The sequence below is a fragment of the Roseateles sp. GW835-FHT13E02 genome (assembly GCF_058794035.1).
In genome coordinates this window covers 24,788-46,916 of record NZ_JBXAGJ010000008.1, presented here as the reverse complement: position 1 = coordinate 46,916, position 22,129 = coordinate 24,788, and the positions used below count along the sequence as shown (strand labels likewise).

Annotated in this window: 19 protein-coding genes and 1 riboswitch; of the genes, 14 read left to right on the top strand and 5 right to left on the bottom strand. The window is 68.8% G+C overall.

The annotated features are described in order from the left end of the window. Positions 1 to 26: 26 nt before the first annotated feature. Positions 27 to 153, top strand: a riboswitch (TPP riboswitch). 260 nt (positions 154 to 413) lie between these two features. From thiC to AC1Q6P_RS09580, 6 genes are read left to right on the top strand one after another with little or no spacing between them, the layout of a single operon-like run. After that, a complete protein-coding gene (gene thiC, locus AC1Q6P_RS09605; RefSeq protein ID WP_271010441.1) occupies positions 414 to 2,300 on the top strand; it encodes a phosphomethylpyrimidine synthase ThiC in 1,887 nt (628 codons plus the stop codon). A gap of 1 nt (position 2,301) precedes the next feature. Continuing rightward, positions 2,302 to 3,381 (top strand): FAD-dependent oxidoreductase, encoded by a 1,080-nt coding sequence (locus AC1Q6P_RS09600; protein WP_492663715.1) that lies wholly within the window; start codon positions 2,302 to 2,304, stop codon positions 3,379 to 3,381. After that, positions 3,378 to 3,593 carry a sulfur carrier protein ThiS gene (thiS, locus tag AC1Q6P_RS09595; RefSeq protein ID WP_492663714.1) on the top strand — a complete coding sequence of 72 codons (216 nt, stop codon included), beginning with the start codon at positions 3,378 to 3,380 and terminating at the stop codon, positions 3,591 to 3,593. Before AC1Q6P_RS09600 ends, thiS begins: the two co-directional genes overlap by 4 nt. Before the next feature lie 24 nt (positions 3,594 to 3,617). Then, positions 3,618 to 4,427, top strand: a complete 810-nt coding sequence (locus AC1Q6P_RS09590; RefSeq protein ID WP_492663713.1) for a thiazole synthase — start codon at positions 3,618 to 3,620, stop codon at positions 4,425 to 4,427. Beyond that, positions 4,424 to 6,082 (top strand): bifunctional hydroxymethylpyrimidine kinase/phosphomethylpyrimidine kinase, encoded by a 1,659-nt coding sequence (locus AC1Q6P_RS09585; RefSeq protein ID WP_492663712.1) that lies wholly within the window; start codon positions 4,424 to 4,426, stop codon positions 6,080 to 6,082. Before AC1Q6P_RS09590 ends, AC1Q6P_RS09585 begins: the two co-directional genes overlap by 4 nt. Before the next feature lie 27 nt (positions 6,083 to 6,109). Beyond that, entirely contained in the window at positions 6,110 to 6,988 is an 879-nt protein-coding gene (locus tag AC1Q6P_RS09580) for an ion transporter (protein WP_492663711.1), read from the top strand. 129 nt (positions 6,989 to 7,117) lie between these two features. On the opposite strand, the gene AC1Q6P_RS09575 is transcribed toward AC1Q6P_RS09580, so the two are convergent. Continuing rightward, positions 7,118 to 8,020: a LysR family transcriptional regulator gene (locus AC1Q6P_RS09575; RefSeq protein ID WP_492663710.1), complete on the bottom strand. Its 903-nt coding sequence runs from the start codon at positions 8,018 to 8,020 to the stop codon at positions 7,118 to 7,120. 131 nt (positions 8,021 to 8,151) lie between these two features. On the opposite strand from AC1Q6P_RS09575, the gene AC1Q6P_RS09570 reads away from it, so the two are divergent. Beyond that, positions 8,152 to 8,691, top strand: coding sequence for a DUF1579 domain-containing protein (locus tag AC1Q6P_RS09570; protein WP_492663709.1), 540 nt, complete (start codon positions 8,152 to 8,154; stop codon positions 8,689 to 8,691). Beyond that, positions 8,682 to 9,041, top strand: coding sequence for an NIPSNAP family protein (locus AC1Q6P_RS09565; RefSeq protein WP_492663708.1), 360 nt, complete (start codon positions 8,682 to 8,684; stop codon positions 9,039 to 9,041). Before AC1Q6P_RS09570 ends, AC1Q6P_RS09565 begins: the two co-directional genes overlap by 10 nt. Positions 9,042 to 9,206: 165 nt before the next feature. On the opposite strand, the gene AC1Q6P_RS09560 is transcribed toward AC1Q6P_RS09565, so the two are convergent. After that, the gene (locus AC1Q6P_RS09560) at positions 9,207 to 11,540 is read right to left on the bottom strand and encodes an ATP-dependent DNA helicase (protein WP_492663707.1); all 2,334 of its coding nucleotides are present in this window, start codon (positions 11,538 to 11,540) and stop codon (positions 9,207 to 9,209) included. Further along, entirely contained in the window at positions 11,537 to 12,424 is an 888-nt protein-coding gene (locus tag AC1Q6P_RS09555; RefSeq protein WP_492703156.1) for a hypothetical protein, read from the bottom strand. The genes AC1Q6P_RS09560 and AC1Q6P_RS09555 overlap by 4 nt, the downstream gene beginning before the upstream one ends. A 255-nt stretch (positions 12,425 to 12,679) precedes the next feature. Here AC1Q6P_RS09555 and AC1Q6P_RS09550 point away from each other — a divergent pair, with 255 nt between their 5' ends. The 3 genes from AC1Q6P_RS09550 (at position 12,680) to AC1Q6P_RS09540 (ending at position 14,923) form a co-directional block, all read left to right on the top strand. Continuing rightward, complete coding sequence (locus AC1Q6P_RS09550) at positions 12,680 to 13,279, top strand: TlpA family protein disulfide reductase (protein ID WP_171827745.1); 600 nt, start codon at positions 12,680 to 12,682, stop codon at positions 13,277 to 13,279. Between the two features lie 31 nt (positions 13,280 to 13,310). Beyond that, on the top strand, positions 13,311 to 13,817 hold the full coding sequence (locus AC1Q6P_RS09545; RefSeq protein ID WP_492663706.1) for an ASCH domain-containing protein: 507 nt from the start codon (positions 13,311 to 13,313) through the stop codon (positions 13,815 to 13,817). 125 nt (positions 13,818 to 13,942) lie between these two features. Then, positions 13,943 to 14,923: a hypothetical protein gene (locus AC1Q6P_RS09540; protein ID WP_492663705.1), complete on the top strand. Its 981-nt coding sequence runs from the start codon at positions 13,943 to 13,945 to the stop codon at positions 14,921 to 14,923. Positions 14,924 to 14,939: 16 nt separating this feature from the next. On the opposite strand, the gene AC1Q6P_RS09535 is transcribed toward AC1Q6P_RS09540, so the two are convergent. Both AC1Q6P_RS09535 and AC1Q6P_RS09530 read right to left on the bottom strand, forming a co-directional pair. After that, positions 14,940 to 16,205 (bottom strand): sensor histidine kinase, encoded by a 1,266-nt coding sequence (locus AC1Q6P_RS09535; RefSeq protein WP_492663704.1) that lies wholly within the window; start codon positions 16,203 to 16,205, stop codon positions 14,940 to 14,942. Beyond that, the gene (locus tag AC1Q6P_RS09530) at positions 16,195 to 17,532 is read right to left on the bottom strand and encodes a sigma-54-dependent transcriptional regulator (protein WP_492663703.1); all 1,338 of its coding nucleotides are present in this window, start codon (positions 17,530 to 17,532) and stop codon (positions 16,195 to 16,197) included. The genes AC1Q6P_RS09535 and AC1Q6P_RS09530 overlap by 11 nt, the downstream gene beginning before the upstream one ends. Before the next feature lie 160 nt (positions 17,533 to 17,692). On the opposite strand from AC1Q6P_RS09530, the gene AC1Q6P_RS09525 reads away from it, so the two are divergent. Genes AC1Q6P_RS09525 through AC1Q6P_RS09515 form a run of 3 tightly spaced genes read left to right on the top strand, consistent with a single transcriptional unit; the run spans position 17,693 to position 22,126 of the window. Further along, positions 17,693 to 18,982 carry an efflux RND transporter periplasmic adaptor subunit gene (locus AC1Q6P_RS09525; RefSeq protein ID WP_492663702.1) on the top strand — a complete coding sequence of 430 codons (1,290 nt, stop codon included), beginning with the start codon at positions 17,693 to 17,695 and terminating at the stop codon, positions 18,980 to 18,982. A gap of 44 nt (positions 18,983 to 19,026) precedes the next feature. Next, positions 19,027 to 19,704, top strand: a complete 678-nt coding sequence (locus AC1Q6P_RS09520; protein WP_492663701.1) for an ABC transporter ATP-binding protein — start codon at positions 19,027 to 19,029, stop codon at positions 19,702 to 19,704. Between the two features lie 16 nt (positions 19,705 to 19,720). Beyond that, entirely contained in the window at positions 19,721 to 22,126 is a 2,406-nt protein-coding gene (locus tag AC1Q6P_RS09515) for an FtsX-like permease family protein (protein WP_492663700.1), read from the top strand. The last annotated feature ends 3 nt before the right edge of the window (positions 22,127 to 22,129 follow it).

Here is a 22,129-nt window from a genome sequence, read left to right as displayed (position 1 = left end):
AGCCCAACCTAATGTGGATATACTGCGGACACGCTCCGGGGGGCCCTGTTGTGCAGTCGTTCACGATGCACCGGGCTGAGATGTGGTGGAAGCCACGGACCCGCTGAACTTGATCCGGTTGATACCGGCGTAAGAAGAGCCCGACCCCCGCCTGGGGTGCGGGCCCTGGACATGCATCGCACCAGGGCCAGCCGCAGTGAACGCGAACGAGACCACGCCTCAAAGGTGGCCCCCGATCCGCCCTCACCGCCGCTGCGACACCCTGACCCGACGCTCGTCCTGGGCTCCCTCCATCCCAGCGCCGTTGAAGCGAAAGCGCCAACGCTGCCGGTCGCGCCCGCCCTTGTGCCAGGCCTCCGCCGTTTCGATGCCAGCCCTCGCAGCCCCACCAGCACAGCGAGGAATGCATCCCCATGAACAGCATCACCGACCCCGGCCTGCAAACAGCCAGCGCCAGCGACAGCCTCAACACCAGCCTGGAGCTGACCCGCACGCCCCTGCCCGGCTCCAGCAAGATCTATCTCGCCGGCCAGCAACACCCCGAGCTGCGCGTGCCCATGCGCGCCATCGCACTCACGAATGGCGAGACGGTCACGGTCTACGACGCCTCCGGCCCCTACACCGATGCCAACGCCACGATCGATGTGAAGCAAGGTCTGCCCACGCCCCGCGCCGCCTGGGTCGAGGCGCGGCAAGACACCGAGCCCTACGCCGGCCGCGCCATCCAGCTGATGGACGACGGCCTGCGTGAAAGCGCACAGCAAGAGGCCTTGCTGGCCCTGAGCGCCGGCCTGCGCCGCACGCCACGCCGCGCCAAGGCTGGCTTCAATGTCACCCAGCTGCACTACGCCCGCCGCGGCATCGTCACGCCCGAGATGGAGTACATCGCCATCCGCGAGAACCAGCGCCATGAATGGATGCGCGAGTACGAGGCCGATGCCGAGCGCGAAGCCCGCCTGGCCGGCACGCCCATGGGTGCGGCCATCCCGCGCATCATCACGCCCGAGTTCGTGCGCGAAGAGGTGGCGCGAGGCCGCGCCATCATCCCGGCCAATATCAACCACACCGAGCTGGAACCGATGATCATCGGCCGCAACTTCCTGGTGAAGGTCAACGCCAATATCGGCAACTCGGCCGTCACCTCCTCCATCGAGGAGGAAGTGGAAAAGCTGGTCTGGAGCACGCGCTGGGGCGCCGACACGGTGATGGACCTCTCCACCGGCCGCAACATCCACACCACGCGCGACTGGATCATCCGCAACAGCCCCGTGCCCATCGGCACCGTGCCCATCTACCAGGCGCTGGAGAAGGTCGGCGGCGTGGCCGAAGACCTGACCTGGGCGCTGTTCCGCGACACCCTGATCGAGCAGGCCGAGCAAGGCGTGGACTACTTCACCATCCACGCCGGCGTGCGCCTGCCCTTCATCCCGATGACGGTCAAGCGCCGCACCGGCATCGTCTCGCGCGGCGGCTCCATCCTGGCCAAGTGGTGCATCGCCCACCACCAGGAGAACTTCCTCTACACGCACTTCGAAGAGATCTGCGAGATCATGAAGGCCTACGACGTCAGCTTCTCGCTGGGCGACGGCCTGCGCCCGGGCAGCCTCTCGGACGCCAATGACGAGGCCCAGTTTGCCGAACTGCGCACGCTGGGCGAGCTGACCAAGATCGCCTGGAAGCATGATGTGCAAACCATGATCGAAGGCCCCGGCCATGTGCCCATGCACATGATCCAGGCCAATATGACCGAGCAGCTCAAGCATTGCGACGAAGCGCCCTTCTACACGCTAGGGCCCCTGACCACGGACATCGCCCCAGGCTACGACCACATCACCAGCGGCATCGGCGCGGCCATGATCGGCTGGTTCGGCTGTGCCATGCTCTGCTACGTCACGCCCAAGGAACACCTGGGCCTGCCCAACCGCGACGATGTGAAAGCCGGCCTGATGGCCTACAAGATCGCAGCCCATGCGGCCGACATTGCCAAGGGCCACCCAGGCGCCCGCGCCCGCGATGACGCGCTGTCCAAGGCGCGCTTCGAGTTCCGCTGGCAAGACCAGTTCAACCTCGGCCTGGACCCCGAAACCGCACGCGATTTCCACGACGAAACCCTGCCCAAGGACAGCGCCAAGGTCGCGCATTTCTGCTCCATGTGCGGCCCCAAGTTCTGCTCGATGAAGATCACGCAGGACGTGCGCGAGTACTCCGCTCAGCTGGAAGCCGAGGCCGGCATGGCCGCCAAGAGCGCCGAGTTCAAGGCCCAGGGCAGCGAGATCTACATCCCCATCCAGCCCGTCTGAGATGGGCCTGCAGATCGCCATCGCGGGCGCCGGCCTGGCCGGGCGCCTGTTCGCCTGGGCGCTGAGCCGCGCCGGCCACGCCGTGCAGGTCTTCGAGGCCGGCCCCGGCCCCGAACCGCACTTCGACGGCCAGGGCGCCGCCGCCTTCACCGCCGCAGGCATGCTCAGCCCCCTGGCCGAGCTGGACCGGGCCGAGGCCGAGGTGGCGGCGCTGGGTTGGCGCTCGCTGCAGCTCTGGCCGCAGGTCTGCGAGGCGCTGGGGCTCAGGTCTTGCCTGCAAACCCAGGGCAGCCTGCTGCTCTCACACCGCCAGGACCTGGGCGCGGCCGAGCGAGTGCTGGCTCGCCTGGGTGAGCACCCCGAGCTCGGCCGGGCGCAGGCCTTGAGCGAAGCCGAGCTGCAGGACCTGGAGCCCAGCCTCCTGCGTGGCCCGCGCGCCTGGCTGCTGCCGCGCGAGGGCTTGATCCACCCGCCGAGGCTGATGGCCGCGCTGCACGATCAAGCTCGCGGCGTGCGTTGGCATTGGCAATCGCCGGTGGAGGCTGTGCAGGCCGGCGAACTTCAGCTGAGCAGCGGTTCACGCGTCGCCGCGGACTGGGCCATCGACTGCCGCGGCCTGGGCGCCCGGCCGCAAGTCGCGGGCCTGCGTGGCGTGCGCGGCGAGGTCGTGCATCTGAGCCTCAGCGGCCACGGCCTGCGGCGGCCGCTGCGCTTGCTGCATCCGCGCCACCGCATCTACCTCGTGCCGCGCACACCGGATAGCCTGGTGCTGGGCGCCAGCGAGATCGAAAGCGAGGACCGTTCGCCGGTCAGCCTGCAAAGCGCCGTCGAGCTGATGGCCGCCGCCCACAGCGTCATGCCCGCACTGGCCGAGGCGCGCATCACCCGGCTTGATGTCAATCTGCGCCCCGCCCTGCCCGACCACCGCCCGCTGAGCCTGGCCGAGCCCGGACTGCTGCGCCTGAACGGCCTCTACCGCCACGGCTGGTTGCTGGCGCCCGCCCTGGTTCAGCAGCTCTTGCTGCACTGCGGCCTGGCCTCGCTCGCGGCCCACGAAGAATCTTGCACCGCCCCGACATGAACGCCACCCACATCACCATCCGCCTCGACGAGCAAGACCTGACACTGCCTGCCGGCCACACCGTGGCCGATCTGCTGGTCCAGCTGCAGCGCCCGCCCGAGAGTGTGGGCACGGCCTTGAACGGCCAGTTCCTGCGCCGCGAAGCGCGGGCCAGCACCACGCTGCAAGCCGGCGATCAAGTGCTCTTGTTTCAACCCATCGTCGGCGGTTGAACCCGATTGCCATACCCCTCCGCCATGAGCACCCACACCGATCTCTTTCAACTCCCCGGCGCGGCACTGAGCAGCCGCTTTCTGCTCGGCAGCGCAGGCTACCCGGACCCGCAGACCCTGGCGCGCGCGATTGCCGCCTCGGGCACGCAAGTGCTGACGGTCGGCCTCAAGCGCACGCTGCAGGCGGGCGACAACGGCTTTGTCGCCGGCGCCCTGCAAGCAGCACAAGTGCAGGGCGCGCGTCTGCTGCCCAACACCGCCGGTTGTCGCAGCGCGCGCGAGGCCATCAATCTGGCACAGATGGCGCGTGAGCTCTACGGCACGCGCTGGATCAAGCTGGAGGTGATCGGCGACGAGCACACCCTGCAGCCCGATCCCTTCGAGCTGCTCAACGCTGCCCAGACCCTGGTGCGCGAAGGCTTCGAGGTCTTCCCCTACTGCACCGAAGATCTGGTGCTGTGCCGCCGCCTGCTCGATGCAGGCTGCCCCCTGCTCATGCCCTGGGGCGCACCGATCGGCTCGGGCCAAGGCCTGAACAACATCGCCGGCCTGCGCAGCCTGCGCCAGCGCCTGCCGGACACCACCTTGATCATCGACGCCGGCATCGGCGCGCCCTCGCATGCGGCCCAAGCCCTGGAGCTGGGCTTCGATGCCGTACTCCTCAATTCAGCGGTCTCGCAGGCGCGCGACCCGGTGGCCATGGCCGGCGCTTTCAAGGCCGCCATCGAGGCCGGCCGCGCCGCCTACCGGGCCGGGCTGATGGCCACCCAGGACTTCGCCGTGCCTTCGACCCCCGTCAGCGGCCATGCCTTTCTGCTCGGGAGCGCGCCATGAGCGAAGCCGCGACCGCAACCGCAACCGCGAGGCTCTACCCCCACCCCAGCCTGCCCTCGCCGTGGGCGGCCGAGCCGCCGCTGGCCGACTGGCTGCAAGACCCGGCGCCGCCGGTGATCTGGAGCCTGGCCGGTCACGACAGCGGCGGCGGCGCGGGGCTCTCGGCCGACACGCGCGCGGCGGCAGCGTTCGGCGTGCATCTCTGCCCGGTGCTGGCCGCTGTGACGGCGCAGAACTCGCAAGGCGTGGCGGCCGTCTACCCGCTGCCCGCCGCGCAGATCCGTGCCCAGCTGCAGACCCTCGCGCAAGACCTGGCCCCCCGGGTGATCAAGACCGGACTGCTGGCCTCGGTCGCCGCCGTGCAGGCCTTGTGCGAGCAGCTGGACGCGCTGCGGCGCGACCGCACCGTGCTGCTGATCATCGACCCGGTGCTGGGCGCCACGGCCGGGGGCGCAGCGTTTTGCGACGAGGCCTTGCTGCAGGCCTACCGCGAGCAGCTGCTGCCGCGCTGCGACCTGCTGACCCCCAACCGCCGTGAGGCCGAGCGCCTGCTGGGCCTTTCTGCAGGCGATCCCGGCAGCCCTGACAGCCCACCGGTCCTGGCCGCAGCCTTGCGCGAGCTGGGCCCGCGCGCGGTCTGCATCACCGGCGGTGACGACGCCTCCGCCCCGGCCCAGCGCGAACTGGCCCTGGACTGGATCGATGTGCAGGCACTCGACCATCAAGCCCAGGGTTGGCTGGCCCTGCCCCGCCTGCCCAGCCGCCACCACCATGGCACCGGCTGCAGCTTTGCCACTTCAGCCGCAGCCGCCTTGGCGCGAGGCTTCCCGCTGGCCGACGCCCTGGTGCTGGCCAAGATGGCGACCTGGAGCGCCTTGCGCGCCGGCCACGCGGCGGGCGCGGGCGCCGGGCCGGTGCGTGCCGCGCCCGGCTTCATTGCCGACCCCAGGGCCATGCCGGTGCTGAGCTTCGGCGCCGAGCCGCTCAATGCCGGCACCGTGCAACGTTGGCGTCAGGCGCTGCTGGCAGCTCCGGCCGCGCAAGCGCCTGAGATGGGGCTTTACGCCATCACCGAGAACCCGCAGCGCCTGACCGCGCTGGCCGAGGCCGGCTATGCGCAGCTGCAGCTGCGCATCAAGTCAAGGCCGGGCTCGAGCGAAGCCGCGCTGCGCCAGGCGATCGCCTCTGCCGTGCAGGCGGCAGCCAACCACCCACGCACCACCCTGTGGATCAACGACCACTGGCAGTTGGCCTTGCAGGCCGGCGCCCGCGCCTTGCACCTGGGCCAGGAGGACTGGTCGGCCTTGGCAGCCGATCAACGGCAGCTGATCCTGGACAGCGGCGCTCTGCTCGGCCTGTCCAGCCACAGCCTCTGGGAGCTGGCGCGCGCGCGCAGCCTGGCGCCGCACTACATCGCCTGCGGCCCGGTCTGGGCCACGGTCACCAAGGACATGCCCTGGCGTCCGCAAGGCCTGGACAACCTGACCTGGTGGGTACGCATGGCCGGCCGGCCTGTGGTGGCGATTGGCGGCATCACCGAGGCGGAGCGTGTGACGGCCGCACGCCGGGCCGGCGCATCGTCCGCCTGCCTGGTGAGAGCGCTCGAGCAGGCGGATGCCGCGCACTGGCAAGCGGCCTGGGAAGCGGGACTCTGACGATCTGGCGGCGGCACAATCGCCGGCATGACCTCGCCCTCCAGCTCCTCCGCCAAGACACCCGAGTTCGGCCGCCCCCTGCAAGGCTGGCGCCTGCGCTGCTACACCATCATCTTTGAGGCCGACACTCGCGCCGGCCGGCTCTTTGACCTGGGCCTGATCGCCATGGTGCTGCTGAGCCTGTTGACCGTGATGCTGGACAGCGTGGCCAGCATTCACAACGAGCATGGCCGCTGGCTGACCGGGCTAGAGATCTTCTTTACCGCCGTCTTCACGGTCGAGTACCTGCTGCGCCTGGCCTGCGTGCGCCAGCCGCTGCGCTATGCGCTGAGCTTCTACGGCATCGTCGATCTGCTGGCCGTGCTGCCCACCTATCTGGCCTTCTTCGTGCCCGAGCTCTACGCCCTGGTCGATGTGCGGGTGCTGCGCCTGCTGCGGGTGTTCCGTATCCTCAAGCTCAATGCCTATGTGGCCGAGTACGCCAGCCTGGCCCAGGCTCTGCGGGCCAGCTCGCGCAAGATCTCGGTCTTCATCACCGCGGTGCTGATGATCGTGCTGGTGATGGGCACGGTGATGTATGTGGTCGAGGGCCCGATCAACGGCTTCAGCAGCATCCCCACCTCCGTCTACTGGGCCATCACCACCATGACCACCGTGGGCTTCGGCGACATCACCCCCAAGACCGATCTGGGCCGGGCGATTGCCTCGCTGATGATGCTGCTGGGCTGGGGCGTGCTGGCCGTGCCCACCGGCATCGTGACGGCGGAAATGAGCGCACAACGCCTGGCCGGCGCACCCAAGGCCACCACGCGCAGCTGCCATGTCTGCCTCAGCGAGGGGCACCAGGCCGACTCCAAGTTCTGCCGGCATTGCGGGGCGACTCTGCCGGCGTATCAACGCGACTGAAAGGCCGGCAGGCCCTGGCCATGCGAGGCTGACGCGGCGATGTTGGCGGCAGCAGCGCCCATCGATCACGGGCCTCGTTGAGCAAGAGCAGGCTTCCGCTCTGAGGCGCGCACATTTTCTGCATCGCGCTCAAGGCAATGCCGCCCGCCCCTCAAACAGTTCGACCATAGGGCGTGTGCCCTCGAACACCGCATCAAAGAGCTGTTTGATACGGGGCACATGCCGCAGATCCACGCGGGTGAGCAGCCACAGATCGCTGCGCCAGGCTTTGGGCGGGGTCGCGATCACGCGGCAGATGCCGGGCTCCAGATCGCCGAGATAGCAGGGCAGGACAGCCAGGCCCGCGCCGGCTTTGACCAGGTTCAAGACATTGACGTGACTGTTGGTGCGCAACACGGCCTTGGCGTCCAGGCCTTGCTGATGCAGCCATTTGGATGAGTCCAGATGCGCGAAGGTTTCGTCACCCGCGACCCAAGGAAAGTCGGCCAGATTGCTGGGGCTTGCGCCACCGATCTTGCGCGAGCGGTACACCGTGGACTCGATGCGGCACAGACGCCGTGCCACCAGCGGATCGGCCGGCCGGCCGCCCGCGCGAATCGCCACATCAGCCTCGCCCTTCAAGATGTCTTGTTGCACCGTCGAGGTGTTGATCAACAACTGCACGCCGGCTTGGCGCTGGTAGGCGCTGAGCATGGGGGCCAGGGCGGCGTGCATGAGGGTGTCGGTGGTGGTCAGCCTCACCACCCCTCCCGGCCAGGCAGCACGCCTGCCGAGTTGCCGCGTGGCAGAGGCCAGCCCGGTCTCCATCTCAGCGGCCACCTTCATGAGTTCCTGCCCCGCTTCTGTCAGCGCATAGCCAGCCCGGCTGCGCACAAACAAGCGCACGCCCAGTTCAGCTTCCAGGGAACCCAGGCGTCGAAACACGGTGGCATGGCTGACCCGCAGCGTTTCGGCGGCCGCGGTCAGGGAGCCCGCACGGCCAATGTGCAGGAAGACGCGCAAGTCGTCCCAGGAAGCGGGGCTTTGAGTCATGGCGATGTATCACGGCAAGGGCGTTGATGGCTTGCAATTTTGACAGCATGGCTTGCATGAACAAACGATCACAAGGTCAGCCGGGCAATTAGGCTTCGGACTTCACCCCCAGACCCCGTGAGCACACAGGCATGGCACATCCAAGCACCAGCATCCCAGTCACCCCCAGCATCGGCGCCGCCGCTGACTTCGACTTCTTCGTCGGCTCCTGGCAGATACAGCACCGCCGGCTCAAGGAGCGGCTGACAGGCTGCCAGGAATGGGAGCAGTTCGAGGGCAGCTCAAGCATGCAGAAGCTGCTCGGCGGCCATGCCAATATCGATGACAACCTGATCCACCTGCCCGATGGCGACTACCGGGCCTTGACGCTTCGCAGCTTCAATGCAGCGACGGGTTTGTGGTCGATTTGGTGGCTGGATGGGCGCCATCCCGATCAGCTCGATGTGCCCGTTGTGGGCAGCTTCAAGGAGGGCAAAGGCTACTTTTACGCCGACGACACGCTCAGAGGCCAAGCCATCCGCGTTCGCTTCCTGTGGACCCAGTGCTCTGAACTGGGCCAGCCGCGTTGGGAGCAGGCGTTCTCCACCGATGGTGGTGTCAGCTGGGAAGTCAACTGGGTGATGGACTTCCGCCCTGCCGAGTCCCTCGCAAGAAAACCCGCATGCCCGTGATCGAGATTCGCGGCTACCAGCTGGTACCAGGCAGCCGAGATCGCTTCCATCGGCTGATCAGCCAACACAGCTTGCCTCTGATGCGGGAATGGGGCTTTGACGTCGTCGACTTGGGCCCCTCGCTGCATGACGCAGACAGCTATTTCCTCATGCGCGCTTTCCGCGACATGGCCGCCCTTGAGGCCGAGCAGACTGCGTTCTATGCAAGCCCCGCCTGGCGCCAGGGACCACGCGAGGCCATCGTGAGCCTGATCGCGTCAGACAGCAATGTGGTGCTTGAGATGAGCCCCGACCGCATCGAGGCCTTGCGCAATCGGGCCATCGCCCCGGCTTCGCAAGCCCGACCCTGACGCGTCAATCACGCTGACCGAAACTCAAGGACTCCCCGCCGAGAAAGAGGCCTTTCGGCTGTGATTCGCTGCGCTTGCCGTCGAACCTGGATTTGTGAGCGGCTTCATGTCCTGCCGTGAATGCAGGGCGTGAGCCGCAGCCCCTATCGCGGCACGGCATCTGGTTCAGCCCTCCACCCGCCACCAGCTCGGCAACAAAGCCCGCACCTCGCGCCGCGCAAAGCGGTCGTCCAGCAAATGGATCACGCCGCGGTCTTCGGTGGTGCGGATCACACGGCCGGCGGCCTGCACCACTTTCTGCAGGCCCGGGTAGAGGTAGGTGTAGTCATAACCCGCGCCCTTGAGCTGTTCCAGCCGGGCGCGAAACTGCTCGTTGACCGGGTTGACCTGGGGCAGGCCCAGGGTGGCGATGAAGGCGCCGATCAGGCGCGCGCCGGGCAGGTCCACGCCTTCAGAGAAGGAGCCGCCGAGCACCACAAAGCCGATGCCCTGGCTTTCGGGCGTGAAGCGCTGCAGAAAGGCCTGTTGCTCGGCCTCGCTCATGCGCCGCGCCTGCGGCCAGAGCGGCACGCCCGGATGCTCGCGGGAGAACAGCTCGGCCGCCTGCTGTAGGTAGTCGTGGCTGCTGAAAAAGGCCAGGTAGTTGCCGGGCCGGGCCTGGAACTGTGCGCCGATCTGGGCGACCAGGGCGGCCAGGGAACGCTGGCGGTCGGCATAGCGGGTGGAGATCTGGCGCGCCACCTTCACTTCCAGCTGCGCCGCCTCAAACGGCGATTCCACCTCCAGATAGGCCCAGTTCTCGGGCAGGCCCAGCAGGTCGGCATAAAAGCCGGCGGGCTGCACCGTAGCCGAGAACAAGGTGGCCGTATGGGCCGCCAGCAGGCGCGGCCGCAAGAAAGGCGCGGGCACGATGTTGCGAATCGCCAGGGTGGTGTGCAGCTTGGCCTGGCTCTTGGCAAAGCCGGGGGCATTGCTGTTGCGCAGGGTCAGGTCGCAAAGCGAGTGGGCATCGAGTTGCTCGGCCAGGCGGGCAAAAGCCAGGGCTTCGAAGAAGAAGTTCTGCAGCGCCGGCTCCAGCGGCTTGGCCGAGCCCGCCTGTTGTTGCTCGCTGATGGCGGCGGTGGCTTGCTGCAAGGCCTGCATCCAGGCCTCGGGCAACTCTTTCAAAACTTGATAGGGCTCGGCTGCCTCTTCGCCGGCCGTGCTTTTGCTCAGCTTGGTCCAGGCCCGCTGCAGGCGGTCGAGCGGCGCTTTCAGCGAGGGCGGCGCCACCAGCTTGGCGCCACGCAAGCTGTCCTGCTCCAGCTCGGCCGAGTACATCTTGCGGCCACGCTCGAGCAGGTTGTGCGCCTCGTCGGCCAGCAGGCCCACGCGCCAGCCGTTCTGCTGGCTCAGGCCATGCAGGAGCGCACTGCTGTCGAAGAAGTAGTTGTAGTCGCCGACCGCCACATCGGCCCAACGCACCAGCTCCTGGCTCAGGTAGTAGGGGCAGACCTCAAAGGCCAGGGCCAGGGCGCGCACGGCCGCACGCTCAAGCGCCAAACCGCTTTGCACGGCGGCGGCGCGGGCCTGCGGCAGGCGGTCGTAAAAGCCCTGGGCCAGCGGGCAGCTCTCGCCGTGGCAGGCCTTGTCGGGGTGCTCGCAGGCCTTGTCACGGGCCACCAGCTCCAGCACCCGCAGGCTGCCCGGCGGGGTCTTGAGCTTCTCCACGCCTTCCAATGCCAGCTGGCGGCCGGAGCTCTTGGCCGTCAGGAAAAACAGCTTGTCCAGCTTCTGGCCCGGCATGGCCTTGAGCATGGGAAAGATGGTGCCCACCGTCTTGCCGATGCCGGTGGGCGCTTGGGCCAGCAGCACCCGGCCGGAGACCGCCGCCTTGTAGACGCCCTCGGCCAGGGCGCGTTGGCCGCGGCGAAATTCGGCATGGGGAAAAGCCAGGGCCAGCAAAGCCGCGTCGCGCGCCTCACGGTGCGCCTGCTCCTGCTGCGCCCAAGCGACATAACGCCCGCATTGTTCGGCAAAAAAAGCCTGCAGATCGGCGGCGCCGTGGGTCTCGGCGAACACGGTTTCGCTCTGCGCCATGACGTCGAAGTACACCAGGGCCAGCTCGACCCGCGCCAGGCCCTCCTGCGCGCACAGCAGGGCGCCGTAGACCTTGAGCTGGGCCCAGTGCAGGGCGCGGTGGTTGGCGGGCTGGGCGTCCAGGCTGCCTTTGTGGGTCTTGATTTCCTCCAGGCGCTGGCGGCCGGCATCCCAGCCATCGGCGCGGCCGCGCACCCGCAAACGTGCACCACACTCCGGTTCAACAAACACGCCGCTGAGGCTCAGCTCGGTCTGGTAGCCGCTGCCGCGCCGGCCGGCCACTAGGGCATGGCCGGCCATGCCCTCCAGCGCGGTGGGTGCCGGCGTGAAGCGCAGGTCCAGATCGCCGGCCTTGGCGCTGAACTCGCACAGGGCGCGGACGGCGACGAGCAGCTCGGCAGCTGCGGCGGTCTCGCTCACGCCACGCTGCCCGGGTCGCCGGGCAAAGCCGCCTCGGGTTGCGCCCCCGGCTCACCCAGATGGGCTTGCGGGCTCTCGCCTTCCAGCCGATCGGGCGTGGCCTTGGCCAGCGCCATCCAGACGGCAAAAGGCAGCTCGCAGGGCTGGTAGCGTGCCGGGCGCAGCAGTTCCAGCCGGCCGGTCTCGACCTCGCCGTGCAGCACCCAAACGCCGAATTCAGGCGGCAACTCCTCGGGCTCGGCCACCCCCGCCGGGAACACGTAGTAGCAGGCGCTGCACAGCCATTGGTAGGACTCGCGCTTGGCCGCATGGCGCAGATCGGACTGCAGATCGGCCCGGCTGGCCTTGATCTCGTGCACCACGGGCTGCAGATAAGCCGCCACCGAGGTGTTGCGCACCGAAAAAAGATCGGGGCGGGCCATGCGCCAGGGCTGCTTGGGCGCGGCCTCGTGGGGCGCATCGAGCAAGTCCTCGCCAAACAGCGGCGTGGAAGAAGCCCTGAGCGGTGATGATGCTTCGGCCTGAACCTGGGCCCGCAGCGACAACTCGCGCCAGACGATGCGGCCGTCCTGGCGCATCAGCTGTTCACTCATGAGGCAGGCGAGGCGGTCATGCAGGCTCAGCGCCCGCTGGCCACGCTGGCGCGAGGCGGCCAGGGCGGCAATGCCGGCGGGCGTCAGCTGCAGGGTTTCGTGGCCGCCGGGCGGGCAACGCAACTCCACCCAACCACCGGCCAGCAGGTCGATCTCCAGCGGATCGCGGCAGGGCCAGCCACCCGAGCGCCAGACCTTCATCAAGCGGCTGAGCTGGGGGCGGCTGAGCGCCGGGGCGGCGCTCGCGGCAGTCGCGGCAGTCGCGGCAGTCGATGCGGGCGGCGCGGGCAAAGGGGCATCAGAGGAAATCACTGGATAAGTTTACAGTGGTGCTCGGGTGATATTACCCACCCCCAAAATCGCAGTTGAATTCCGCGCCTCAACTGAGCATCCTGGGATCACCCCTCCACCCCAGGACACTCAGCGATGCCACTGACGTCATCCCTCAAGACCCGTCTCCCCCAGTCTTCGGCCGCCTCCTGTTCTTCTGCCTCCTGCTGCCCAGCGCTTCGCGCTTCTCCCCCTCGCCACTTGCGCGCTCGCCTGATGCTCCCCGCATGGATCGCGCTGGCCAGCCTGCACTCCAGCGCCTTCAGCCAGACGCCCCCGACCGCCGGTGTGGTGACCCCAAGCAAACCCGCCGCCACCTTGCATGCCAAGGCCAGCAGCACTGCCAGCAACACCATCGCCAACGATCCGGCCCAGCTCTTGATGAACAGCCCCACTGGCGCCGGCCTGCCCAGCAACTGGCAGCTGCAGGCCAGCAAGCTCAGTGGCGAAGCCTTTGCGCCCAGCGAGCTGAAAGGCCGCGTGGCCGTGGTCTTCTACTGGTCGACCGCCTGCGCGGTCTGCCGCGACACCCTGGCCGAGCTGCGCGCCAACCTGGAAGGCTGGCGCAAGAAGCCGGTGTCCGTGGTGCAGGTCAATGTCGACAAGCAGGCCGAGGACTGGCGCAGCTATGAGCAGATCCGCAACGTCATGCACAAGCCGCCACCGGGCCTGCTGTCTCTGCGCCTGGACGCCGGGCCCGCGCCTGCCCGCCTGCCCTTGACCCTGGTCGTGGACGCGCAGAACCGCGTGGTGCGCCGCTACGAAGGCCGCGTCGCCCCCGAGGCCTGGAACGACGTGGCCGATCTGCTGCCTTGAGCGGCGCCCTCGACACGCCCCCTCAAGGACGATGAATCCACGCATCCCGGCTCCTCTGCAGGAATTCTGGCAAGCCTACGCCGCTCCCTACGCCGCTCAACGGGGCGGCCAGGACCCGCTCGACGAGGAGCGCTTTCACGAGGTCTGCCAGTTCGGGGACACACCCGAGCTGATCGATGAACTCGCGCAGCTGGTGCTGGCCGGCCGCAAACGTGCGACCGCCGGCGCCGTCTGGTTCTACGAATCCTCGGGCCTGGGCTTGCCGCGGCCGGGCCTGCTCAGCATCGTCACCGATTCGCAAGACCGCGCCCTGTGCATCATCGAAACCACCCAGGTGGACCTGACGCCTTTTGACCAGGTCACGGCCGAGTTCGCCGCCACCGAGGGCGAAGGCGACGGATCCCTGGCGTTCTGGCGGCGCGCACACCGCGAGTACTTCAGACGCGAATGCGAACGCGCCGGGCGGGTGTTCAGCGAAGACCTCCTGATCGCCTGCGAGCGCTTTCGCGTGGTGTGGCCCTTGAGGTTCGCGGGCTGAGGTTCGCGGGCTGAGGCTCGCGGACTGAGGATCGGGGCAAACCCTGGGCAAGCTTCTGCGAGCTGGCTGGAGCCACATAATCTCCAGAACCCACGCCACCCCTGCCTCGCAGAACGCCTGCCACCATGATCATTCCCGACCATTGGGCCGAAGCCCGTCGCACACAAACAAGGAGAGGCCATGCCGTCACCGTGAGGCGTTTCGGCTGGTCCAACCTCAGCCCCGAGGATGCGCAGGCCATGGCCGAGGCCCGGGTCGAGGAGGCTTTGCGGCGCCGCATGGCCGGCGAGGCCTTGACGGCGCATGAGCTGAAGATGCCCTACAACGGCAGCGAGGGCGTGCCCATTCGCGAAGAGGTGGTGGCACGGCAGGGCGAACTCGTCGTGACTCGCAATGCCTACGGCGCGCGCTGCCTGAACACCGAACATGCCCTGTTCGCCGACATCGATTTCAAGATTGAGGTCCGTCTCTGGCAGGGCTTGCTCGGCTGGGCGCTGCTGTGTCTGGGGTCGGGGCTGCTGGCCTGGCTGTTCCGCAGTTCTGGCACCTTTGTCCTGCTGCTCTTCCTGTCCCTGCTGCTGGCGGCGCCCGCGACCCAGCAGGTCCGGCGCCTGTGGCTGGCCGTGCGCGGGGGGCCGCTGCAAGTCCAGCGTCGGTGCATCCAGGCCTTTCTGGCCGAACACCCCAACTGGAGTCTGCGCCTCTACCAGACACCGGCCGGACTGCGCCTGCTGGCCACGCACGAGACCATGGCAGCACGTTCCGACCTCAGCCGCGCCTTCTTCCAGGCCGTCGGCGCCGATGAGAACTATGTGCGCATGTGTTTGAACCAGAACTGCTTTCGCGCACGCTTGAGCGGCAAGCCCTGGCGCATGGGTCTCACCGGCCGCATCCGCCCGCGCTCCGGCACCTGGCCGGTGTCACCGGAGCAGATGCCGGCGCGCCAGGACTGGATCGCGCGCTACGAAAGCCAGGCCGCCAGCTACGCCGCCTGCCGCTATCTCGAAACCCTGGGCAGTGGCTTCATCCACCACGAGCTGCAGGCCGTGGTGGCGCTGCATGACGAGGAGTCGCGGGCCCTGCGCCAGGACCTGCCCCTGGCCTGAGCTGCTGTTCGACGCTCTAAAAGCTCAGCACAAAGCAGGCCCCACCCGTCACCGGCTTGACGTAGCGCACCGTGCCGCCCATGCCGTGGATCAGCTTGCGCACCAGGGCCAGGCCGATGCCGTGGCTGCCATCCTCGCGCGCCTGAGTCGCGCTGCGGGCGCTGAAGAAAGGCAGGAAGATGTCGTTCTCCAGACCCGCAGGCACGCCGGGGCCGTTGTCGCGCACCTCCAGGGCCAGGCGGCCGCCGCGCACCAGACGGGCACGCACCTGCAGGCGCGGCTGCGGCACACCGGCCGTGGCCTGGGCGGCGTTCTTGATCAGGTTAAGCAAGGCCTGCTCCAGCTGACCCGGGTCGGCGCGCAGGCTCAGGCTCTCGGGCTCGACCGTGAAGCTGGCCTCGCCGCCACGGGCGCGCCAGTCGGCCGCCACCAGCTGCTCCAAACGCGCAAACAGCTCGGACAGCTGCAGCACCTCGGCTTGGGGCGCCGGCAGCTCGCTGATGCTGCGGTAATGACCGACGAAGGCCGCGAGCGAGGCGGCGCGGCGGGCGATGGTGTCCAGGGCCAGGTTGAGGTCGGGCCCGGCCTCGGGGTCGCCCAGCATCTCGCGCGCGCTGCGCGAGAGCGAGGCAATCGGCGTGAGCGAGTTCATGATCTCATGTGTCAGCACATGGACCAGTTGGCGCCAGGCCTTGAGGGTTTCGGCCTCCAGCTCGGACTCCAGAGGCAGCAAGGCCAGCAACCGCGCGTCCACACCGCCCAGGCTCAGGCGGCTGCCGGCCAGCAGCCAGCGCTCCTGGCCGCGCTCGGTGGCGATGCTGAGCAACTCGCGTCCGGCCTCGCCGCGGGCCTCGCGCAGCTGCGCCAGCAGGGCCTCGCGCTCCAGCGCCCCGCCGGGCGCCAGCAGGCGGCGCGCACGCACGTTCAGCGCCGTCACCTGCTCGCCGCTGATGCGCAGCAAGGCCACCGGCACATGCTCCAGCTCGCCCTCCAGCAAGCTCAGCTTCTGCTGCAGATCGGCCTGCAGCGCCGGGTTGCCCTGCGGCTGATCGAGGGCGGGTGCGGGCAGCTGCAAACGCCCCAAAGCCAGCCAGCCCCAGCGCGCCACGACCAGCTGGGCCAGCACAATCAGCACCTGCCAGCGCGGCGAGCCTTGCTGCCAGACCAGGCCGGCCGCACCCAGCGCCAGCAGCAGGGCGGCGAGCAGCACCTGGCCCCGCAGCTGCTGGCTGCGTCGCAGCTGAAGCTGTGCCGGCGACAGCGGCGGGTGCTCAGAGCCCATGCTTTTCCATGCGTCGGTAGAGCGCTGCGCGGCTCAGGCCCAGCAGGCGCGCGGCCTGGCTGATATTGCCCTCGGCCTGGCGCAGGGCTTGGTCCAGGGCCTCGCGCTCACGCTCGTGCAGGCTCAGGCTCGGACCGGCGCTCGACGTCGCCGCAGCCGCAGCCGCTGGGGCTTGAATGGTGGCGGCGCTCAAGCCAAAGTCTGCCGCCTCCAGCTGCATGCCCTGCCCCAGGATCACGGCCCGCTCGCAGGCATGGCGCAGAGCCCGCACATTGCCCGGCCAGTCGTTCGCCTGCAGGGCCTGCCAGGCGGCGGCACTGCAGTCGCGCTGCGGTTTGCCGTACTGATGGGCATAGGCGGCCAGGTAGTGGCGGGCGAGCAGCGGGATGTCTTCACGGCGCTCGCGCAGCGGCGGCACGCGCAGCACGATGGTGTTGAGGCGGTAGAGCAGATCGGGGCGGAAGCGCAGCGGGTCGAACAGCGCTGCCTCGTCGAGATTGGTGGCGCTGACGATGCGCACATCGACCGGCAGCGCCCGGTCGGCGCCCAGCGGCGTCACCTCGCGGCGTTCCAGCACGGTGAGCAGCTTGGCCTGGCCGGCCAGGGGCAGATTGGCCACCTCGTCGAGAAAGAGCGTGCCGCCGGCCGCGGCCTGAAAACGGCCGGGCCGCTCTTGCCGCGCATCGGTGAAGCTGCCGCGCTTGTGACCGAAGAGTTCGCTCTCCAGCGTGGTCTCGGACAGAGCGCCCAGGTCCACGGCCAGGAAAGTCTCGCCGCTGCGCTTGCTCCAGGCATGGATCTCGCGCGCCACCAGCTCCTTGCCCGAGCCCATCTCGCCCAGCACCAGCACATTGGCCTCGGTCGGCGCCACGCTCTGGATCAAGGCCCGCAGCTCGCGCATGGCCGGCGCCTCGCCGAGCAGGGCCGAGGGCTGGCACACCCCGCCCTGCGGCGCGCGCCGGGCCAGGGCTGCGGCCACGGTGGCGCAGAGCTTGGCGTTGTCCCAGGGCTTGGTGACGAAATCGAAAGCGCCCGCCTTGAGCGCGGCCACGGCCAGGTTCACCTCGGCATAGGCCGTCATCACAATCAACGGCAGCTCGGGGCTGTGGGCCAGGGCACGCTGCAAGAGCTCCAAACCCTGAGCCCCATCGGTGCGGCCGGGCAGGAAGTTCATGTCCAGCAGCAGCAGTTCCACATCGCCCGCATCCAGGGCCGGCAGCAGCGCTTCGGGCTGATGCAGCAGACGCACCGGGCCGAAGCGGCGCTGCAGCAGCAAGCGCGCAGCGAGAGCCACATCGGGGTCGTCGTCCAGTATCAAGATCGCCATGACGCGAGATTAGCAGCGCGCTGGGGCGCGCACCTGTCCGATTCCGGACAGCTGCTCGGGCGACACGGCGGCCGGGTGTCCGCTCCCGGACAGTCGCCCCGGCAAGGGCATGGGAAACAGCGGGGCTCAGCCTGGCACGCGCTTTGCAAACACAGCGGCCATGAACGCGAATTTGCATCGCCTGCCCCCCGTCACCGGCGCCGCCATGGACCGCCCCTTGCCGAAGAAGAAGTACGCCCGCGCCCTGCGCTGGGCCGGTTTCAGCCTGGCCGCGCTGGCAGCGGCCTCAGCGCTCTACCTCAGCGTGCCGCGCGGCCTGGCGGTGCCCCTGGCCGAGCTGAGCATTTCGACCGTGGCCGAGGGTGAATTCCGCGACGAGCTGACCTTGCGCGCCCAGGTCGTGCCGGCCCACCAGGTGCTGCTGGACGCGACCGACGCCGGCCGCGTCGACGCGGTGCTGGTGCGCGACGGCGACATGCTCAAGGCCGGCACCCTGCTCTACCGCCTGTCCAACCCGCAACGCGAGCAGGAGGTGCTGCAGCGCTCGGCCGAGGTGGCCCAGCAGCAGGCCAATCTGGCCATGCAGCGCACCGCCCTGGCCAATGCGCAAAGCATGCTGCGCCGCGACCTCAGCAGCCTGCAGCATGAGCTGACCCGGGCCGAGAACGAGCTGGCCCGCCAGCAAAGCCTGGCCGCGCAGGGCTTTGTCTCCAAAGCGGTGCTGGAGGATGCCCAGCTCAAGCGCGAACAGCAGCAGCGTCTGCTGGCCCAGGCGCGCGAAGACGGCGCGGCCGAGATCCGCACCCGCGAGCAGGCCGTGGCCGAGATGGAGCGCGCGGTCAAAGGCCTCAGCGAAGGCCTGGCCGTGGTGCGCCAGGCGGCCGCCGGCCTCTCGGCCCGGGCGCCCCGCGACGGCCAGCTCAGCGGCTTCAGCCTGCAGGTGGGCAGCAGCGTCAAGCCGGGCGACCGGCTGGGCCGCATCGACGACATCGCCAGCTTCAAGCTGGCCGGCAATGTCGACGAGTTCTACCTGGCCCGCGTGCAAAAAGGCCTGCAGGCCTCGCTGGAGGCCGCAGGCAAGACCTGGCCCCTGACCGTCAGCCAGCGCGTGCCGCAGGTGAAGGACGGCCGCTTCGGCGTCGAGCTGGAGTTCAGCCAGGGCATGCCGCCGGCCCTGCAGGCCGGCCAGAGCCTGGACGCCCGCATCGTGCTGGGTCAGCCCAGCCGCGCCCGCCTGATCGACGACGGCGCCTTCTACGGCGACAGCGGCGGCGCCTGGGTCTATGTGCTCAATGCCGAGGGCACGGCGGCCGAGCGCCGCCCGGTGCGCCTGGGCCGCCGCGCGGCCGGCCGCATCGAGGTGCTGGACGGCCTGCAGCCCGGCGAGCGCGTGATCGTCTCCAAGGTGCGCGCCTACGGCGACGCGCCCCTGCTCAAGCTCAAGACCTGAGCCCCATCAACTTCAAGACACCCTCCAAGAGGACGGAGAACACCATGATCCAACTGAAAAACCTCAGCAAGCTGCACCGCAACAGCGAGGTCGAGACCACCGCCCTGAACCAGATCAACCTGGAAATTGAAGCGGGCGAATACCTGGCCATCACCGGCCCTTCGGGCTGCGGCAAATCGAGCCTGCTGTCCATCCTGGGCCTGCTCGATGCGCCCAGCAGCGGCGAGTACTGGTTCGAGGGCCGGAACGTCACCGGCTGGAACGAGCGCCAGCTCAGCGCCCTGCGCCGCGGCCGCATCGGCTTTGTGTTCCAGAGCTTCAATCTGATCGACGACCTGAGCGTGCGCGAGAACATCGAGCTGGCGCTTGAATACGGCGATGTGCCGCGCAAGGAACATGCCGCCCGCGTGGATGCCGCCATGCTGCGCCTGGGCATCGACCACCGCGCCAATCACCGGCCCTCGCAGCTCTCGGGCGGCCAGCAGCAGCGTGTGGCCATCGCCCGCGCCATCGTCTCGCGCCCGGCCCTGCTGCTGGCCGACGAGCCCACCGGCAACCTCGACAGCGCGCAAGGCGACGAGGTCATGCGCATCCTGCGCGAGCTCAACGAAGAAGGCACGACCCTGGTGATGGTGACCCACTCGCCAGCCCATGCCGCGCAAGCATCGCGCTGCTTGCGACTGCTGGATGGACGCATCCTCGTCGATGCCATGGCGGCCTGAAACAGGACACAGCACCATGAAGCTCAAAGATCTGCGCGTCAGCTGGCGCCAGCTGCTGGCCGAACCGGCCTACTCCCTGGTGGTCGTGCTGGGCCTGGCCGTGGCCATCGCCGCCGCCTATCTGATCGCCCTGCTGCTCAACGACCGCTGGCTGCCCGACCCCAGCGTGCCGCAGCCCGACCGGGTCGTGCGCCTGGAATTCAAGGGCAACATCCCCGGTCGCAACGACGACTGGTTCAGCTCCATGCCCTTTGTCTTTCGCAATGCCTTGCTCGATGCGAAAGCACCGGTGAGCCATGTGGCGCGGGTGGCAGAGAGCGAGCTCGGCTTGCGCGTCGGCGAGCAGGTCAGCAAGAACCATGTCATGTTCGCCGACCCGGAGCTGGTCGACATCTTCGGCCTCAAGGCCCTGAGCGGCGATGTGCGGGCGGCGCTGAGCAAGCCCGACACCGTGGCCCTGACCACCAGCGCGGCCGAGCGCCTGTTCGGCCGCAGCACGGATGTGCTGGGCCAGCGCCTGCGCATGCGCGGGCAGGAGATGACGGTCGCGGCCCTGATGCCGCGCCAGGCCGCGAACAGCGAGCTGGAGTTCGATGTGCTGGCCAACTTCGAGTCGCCCGCCTCCGAGCAAGCCCCCTGGATGCTGAGCGCCTGGTACTTCATCAACGGCAACGTCTACGCCCGCCTGGCCGATGGCGCCAGCGCCGCCCAACTGGGCACGCTGATGCAGTCCATCTTCGACCGCAGCCCCGGCACCACCGAGGTGCCGCCCGAATGGCGCGCCGGAGGGCGCAAGAGCGCCTTCGTGCGCGCCATGCCTTTGACGCGCATCCCCTTTGAAGGGGCCGGTCAACGGACCCGGCTGATGCTCTACAGCGCCCTCAGCCTCATGGCCCTGACCATGCTGGCCCTGGCCGCCATCAACTACGTCAACCTCAGCAGCGTGCGCACCCTGCGCCGCCAGCGCGAGATCGCCGTGCGCAAGAGCCTGGGCGCCAGCCCGGCGCGCCTGGGCCTGCAGTTTGTACTGGAGTCCAGCCTGGTGGCCTCGCTGGCCGGCGTCGTCGGCCTGCTGCTGGCCTGGTTGCTAGCGCCAGGCTTTGCCGACCTGCTCGATGTGCAGTTCGCCAGCAAGCTGTTCGCCCCGGCGCAGCTGATCAGCCTGCTGCTGGGCTGCCTGGCCCTGGGTGCATTGTCCGGGCTCTACCCGGCCCGGGTGGCCCTGGGCGTGCATTGCGCCCCGGCCTTGCAGGGCCGCAAGCAAAGCGAAGGCACAGCCGGCCGCCAGCTACGCCGGGCGATGACGGTGCTGCAGTTCGGCGCCGCGCTGACCCTGTCGGGCGCAGCGGTGGTGGTGGTGTGGCAGAGCGAGTTTGTGGCTGGCATCAACCCGGGCTTCAAGACCGATGGCTTGTTGGCCATTGAACTGCCGCCCACGGCCAAACGCGCGGCCAAGCTCGGTCTGTACGAATCCCTGCGCGCGCATGCCAGCGTGCAGCGCCTGAGCATGAGCGACGACATCCCGGGCCGCAACGGGATCGGCGCCGTGGTCACCCTGACGCGAGGCGAGACCAAGGTTTCCACCCGCCGCAGCTTGGCAGATGGCAGCTTCGTGGCCACCTACAGCATCCCCCTGCTGGCCGGAAGCCTGGAGGGGATCAACCTCCCCGAGACCTCTCCTTTTGACCCAAACGCAGCCAAGCAAGTCTGGCCCGCGCTGATCGACGCGACGGCGGCCAAGGCCATGGGCTTTGCGTCACCGCAAGAGGCCGTGGGCCAGGTGATGCTGGCCGACGATCATGAAGTGCGCGTGGTCGCCGTGAGCGGCCCGATCCGGCAAGAATCGGCTCGCTCGCTGCAACAACCCCAGCTCTTCATGCTGCTCAAGAACGGGCACAGCGTGCTCACCCTGGCCGGCCCAGATCTGCCTGCGCTGCGTGCGGCGGCTCAAGAGGCCTGGCCGCGCTACTTCCAGGACGATGTCTTGCTGATGAGCAGCGTGCATGAGGAACTGGCCCAACGCTACCGCCTGGACCGCAATCTCGGCCGCTTGATCGCCGTCGCCAGCCTGCTGGCGCTCTTGCTGGCCGCTTTCGGCGTCTACGCCCTGGCGGCCTACACGGTGCGGCGCGCGGCGCTGGAGATCGTGATCCGCAAACTGCACGGCGCCGGCCACCGCCACATCGCCGCGCTCTTGGTCAAGGAGTTCGCGCCCCTGCTGGGCCTGGCCGCCCTGATCAGCCTGCCGCTGATCTGGTGGATCGCCCAGCAGTACCTGAGCGGCTTTATCGAGCGCGCCCCGATGGGCGGCTGGCCGCTGCTGGCGGCCCTGCTCGGCACCTTGCTGATGAGCGCCCTGGCCGGCCTGCGCCATGCCCTGGCGGCCATGTCCATGCGGCCCATCCTGGCCCTGCGCGACTGAAGC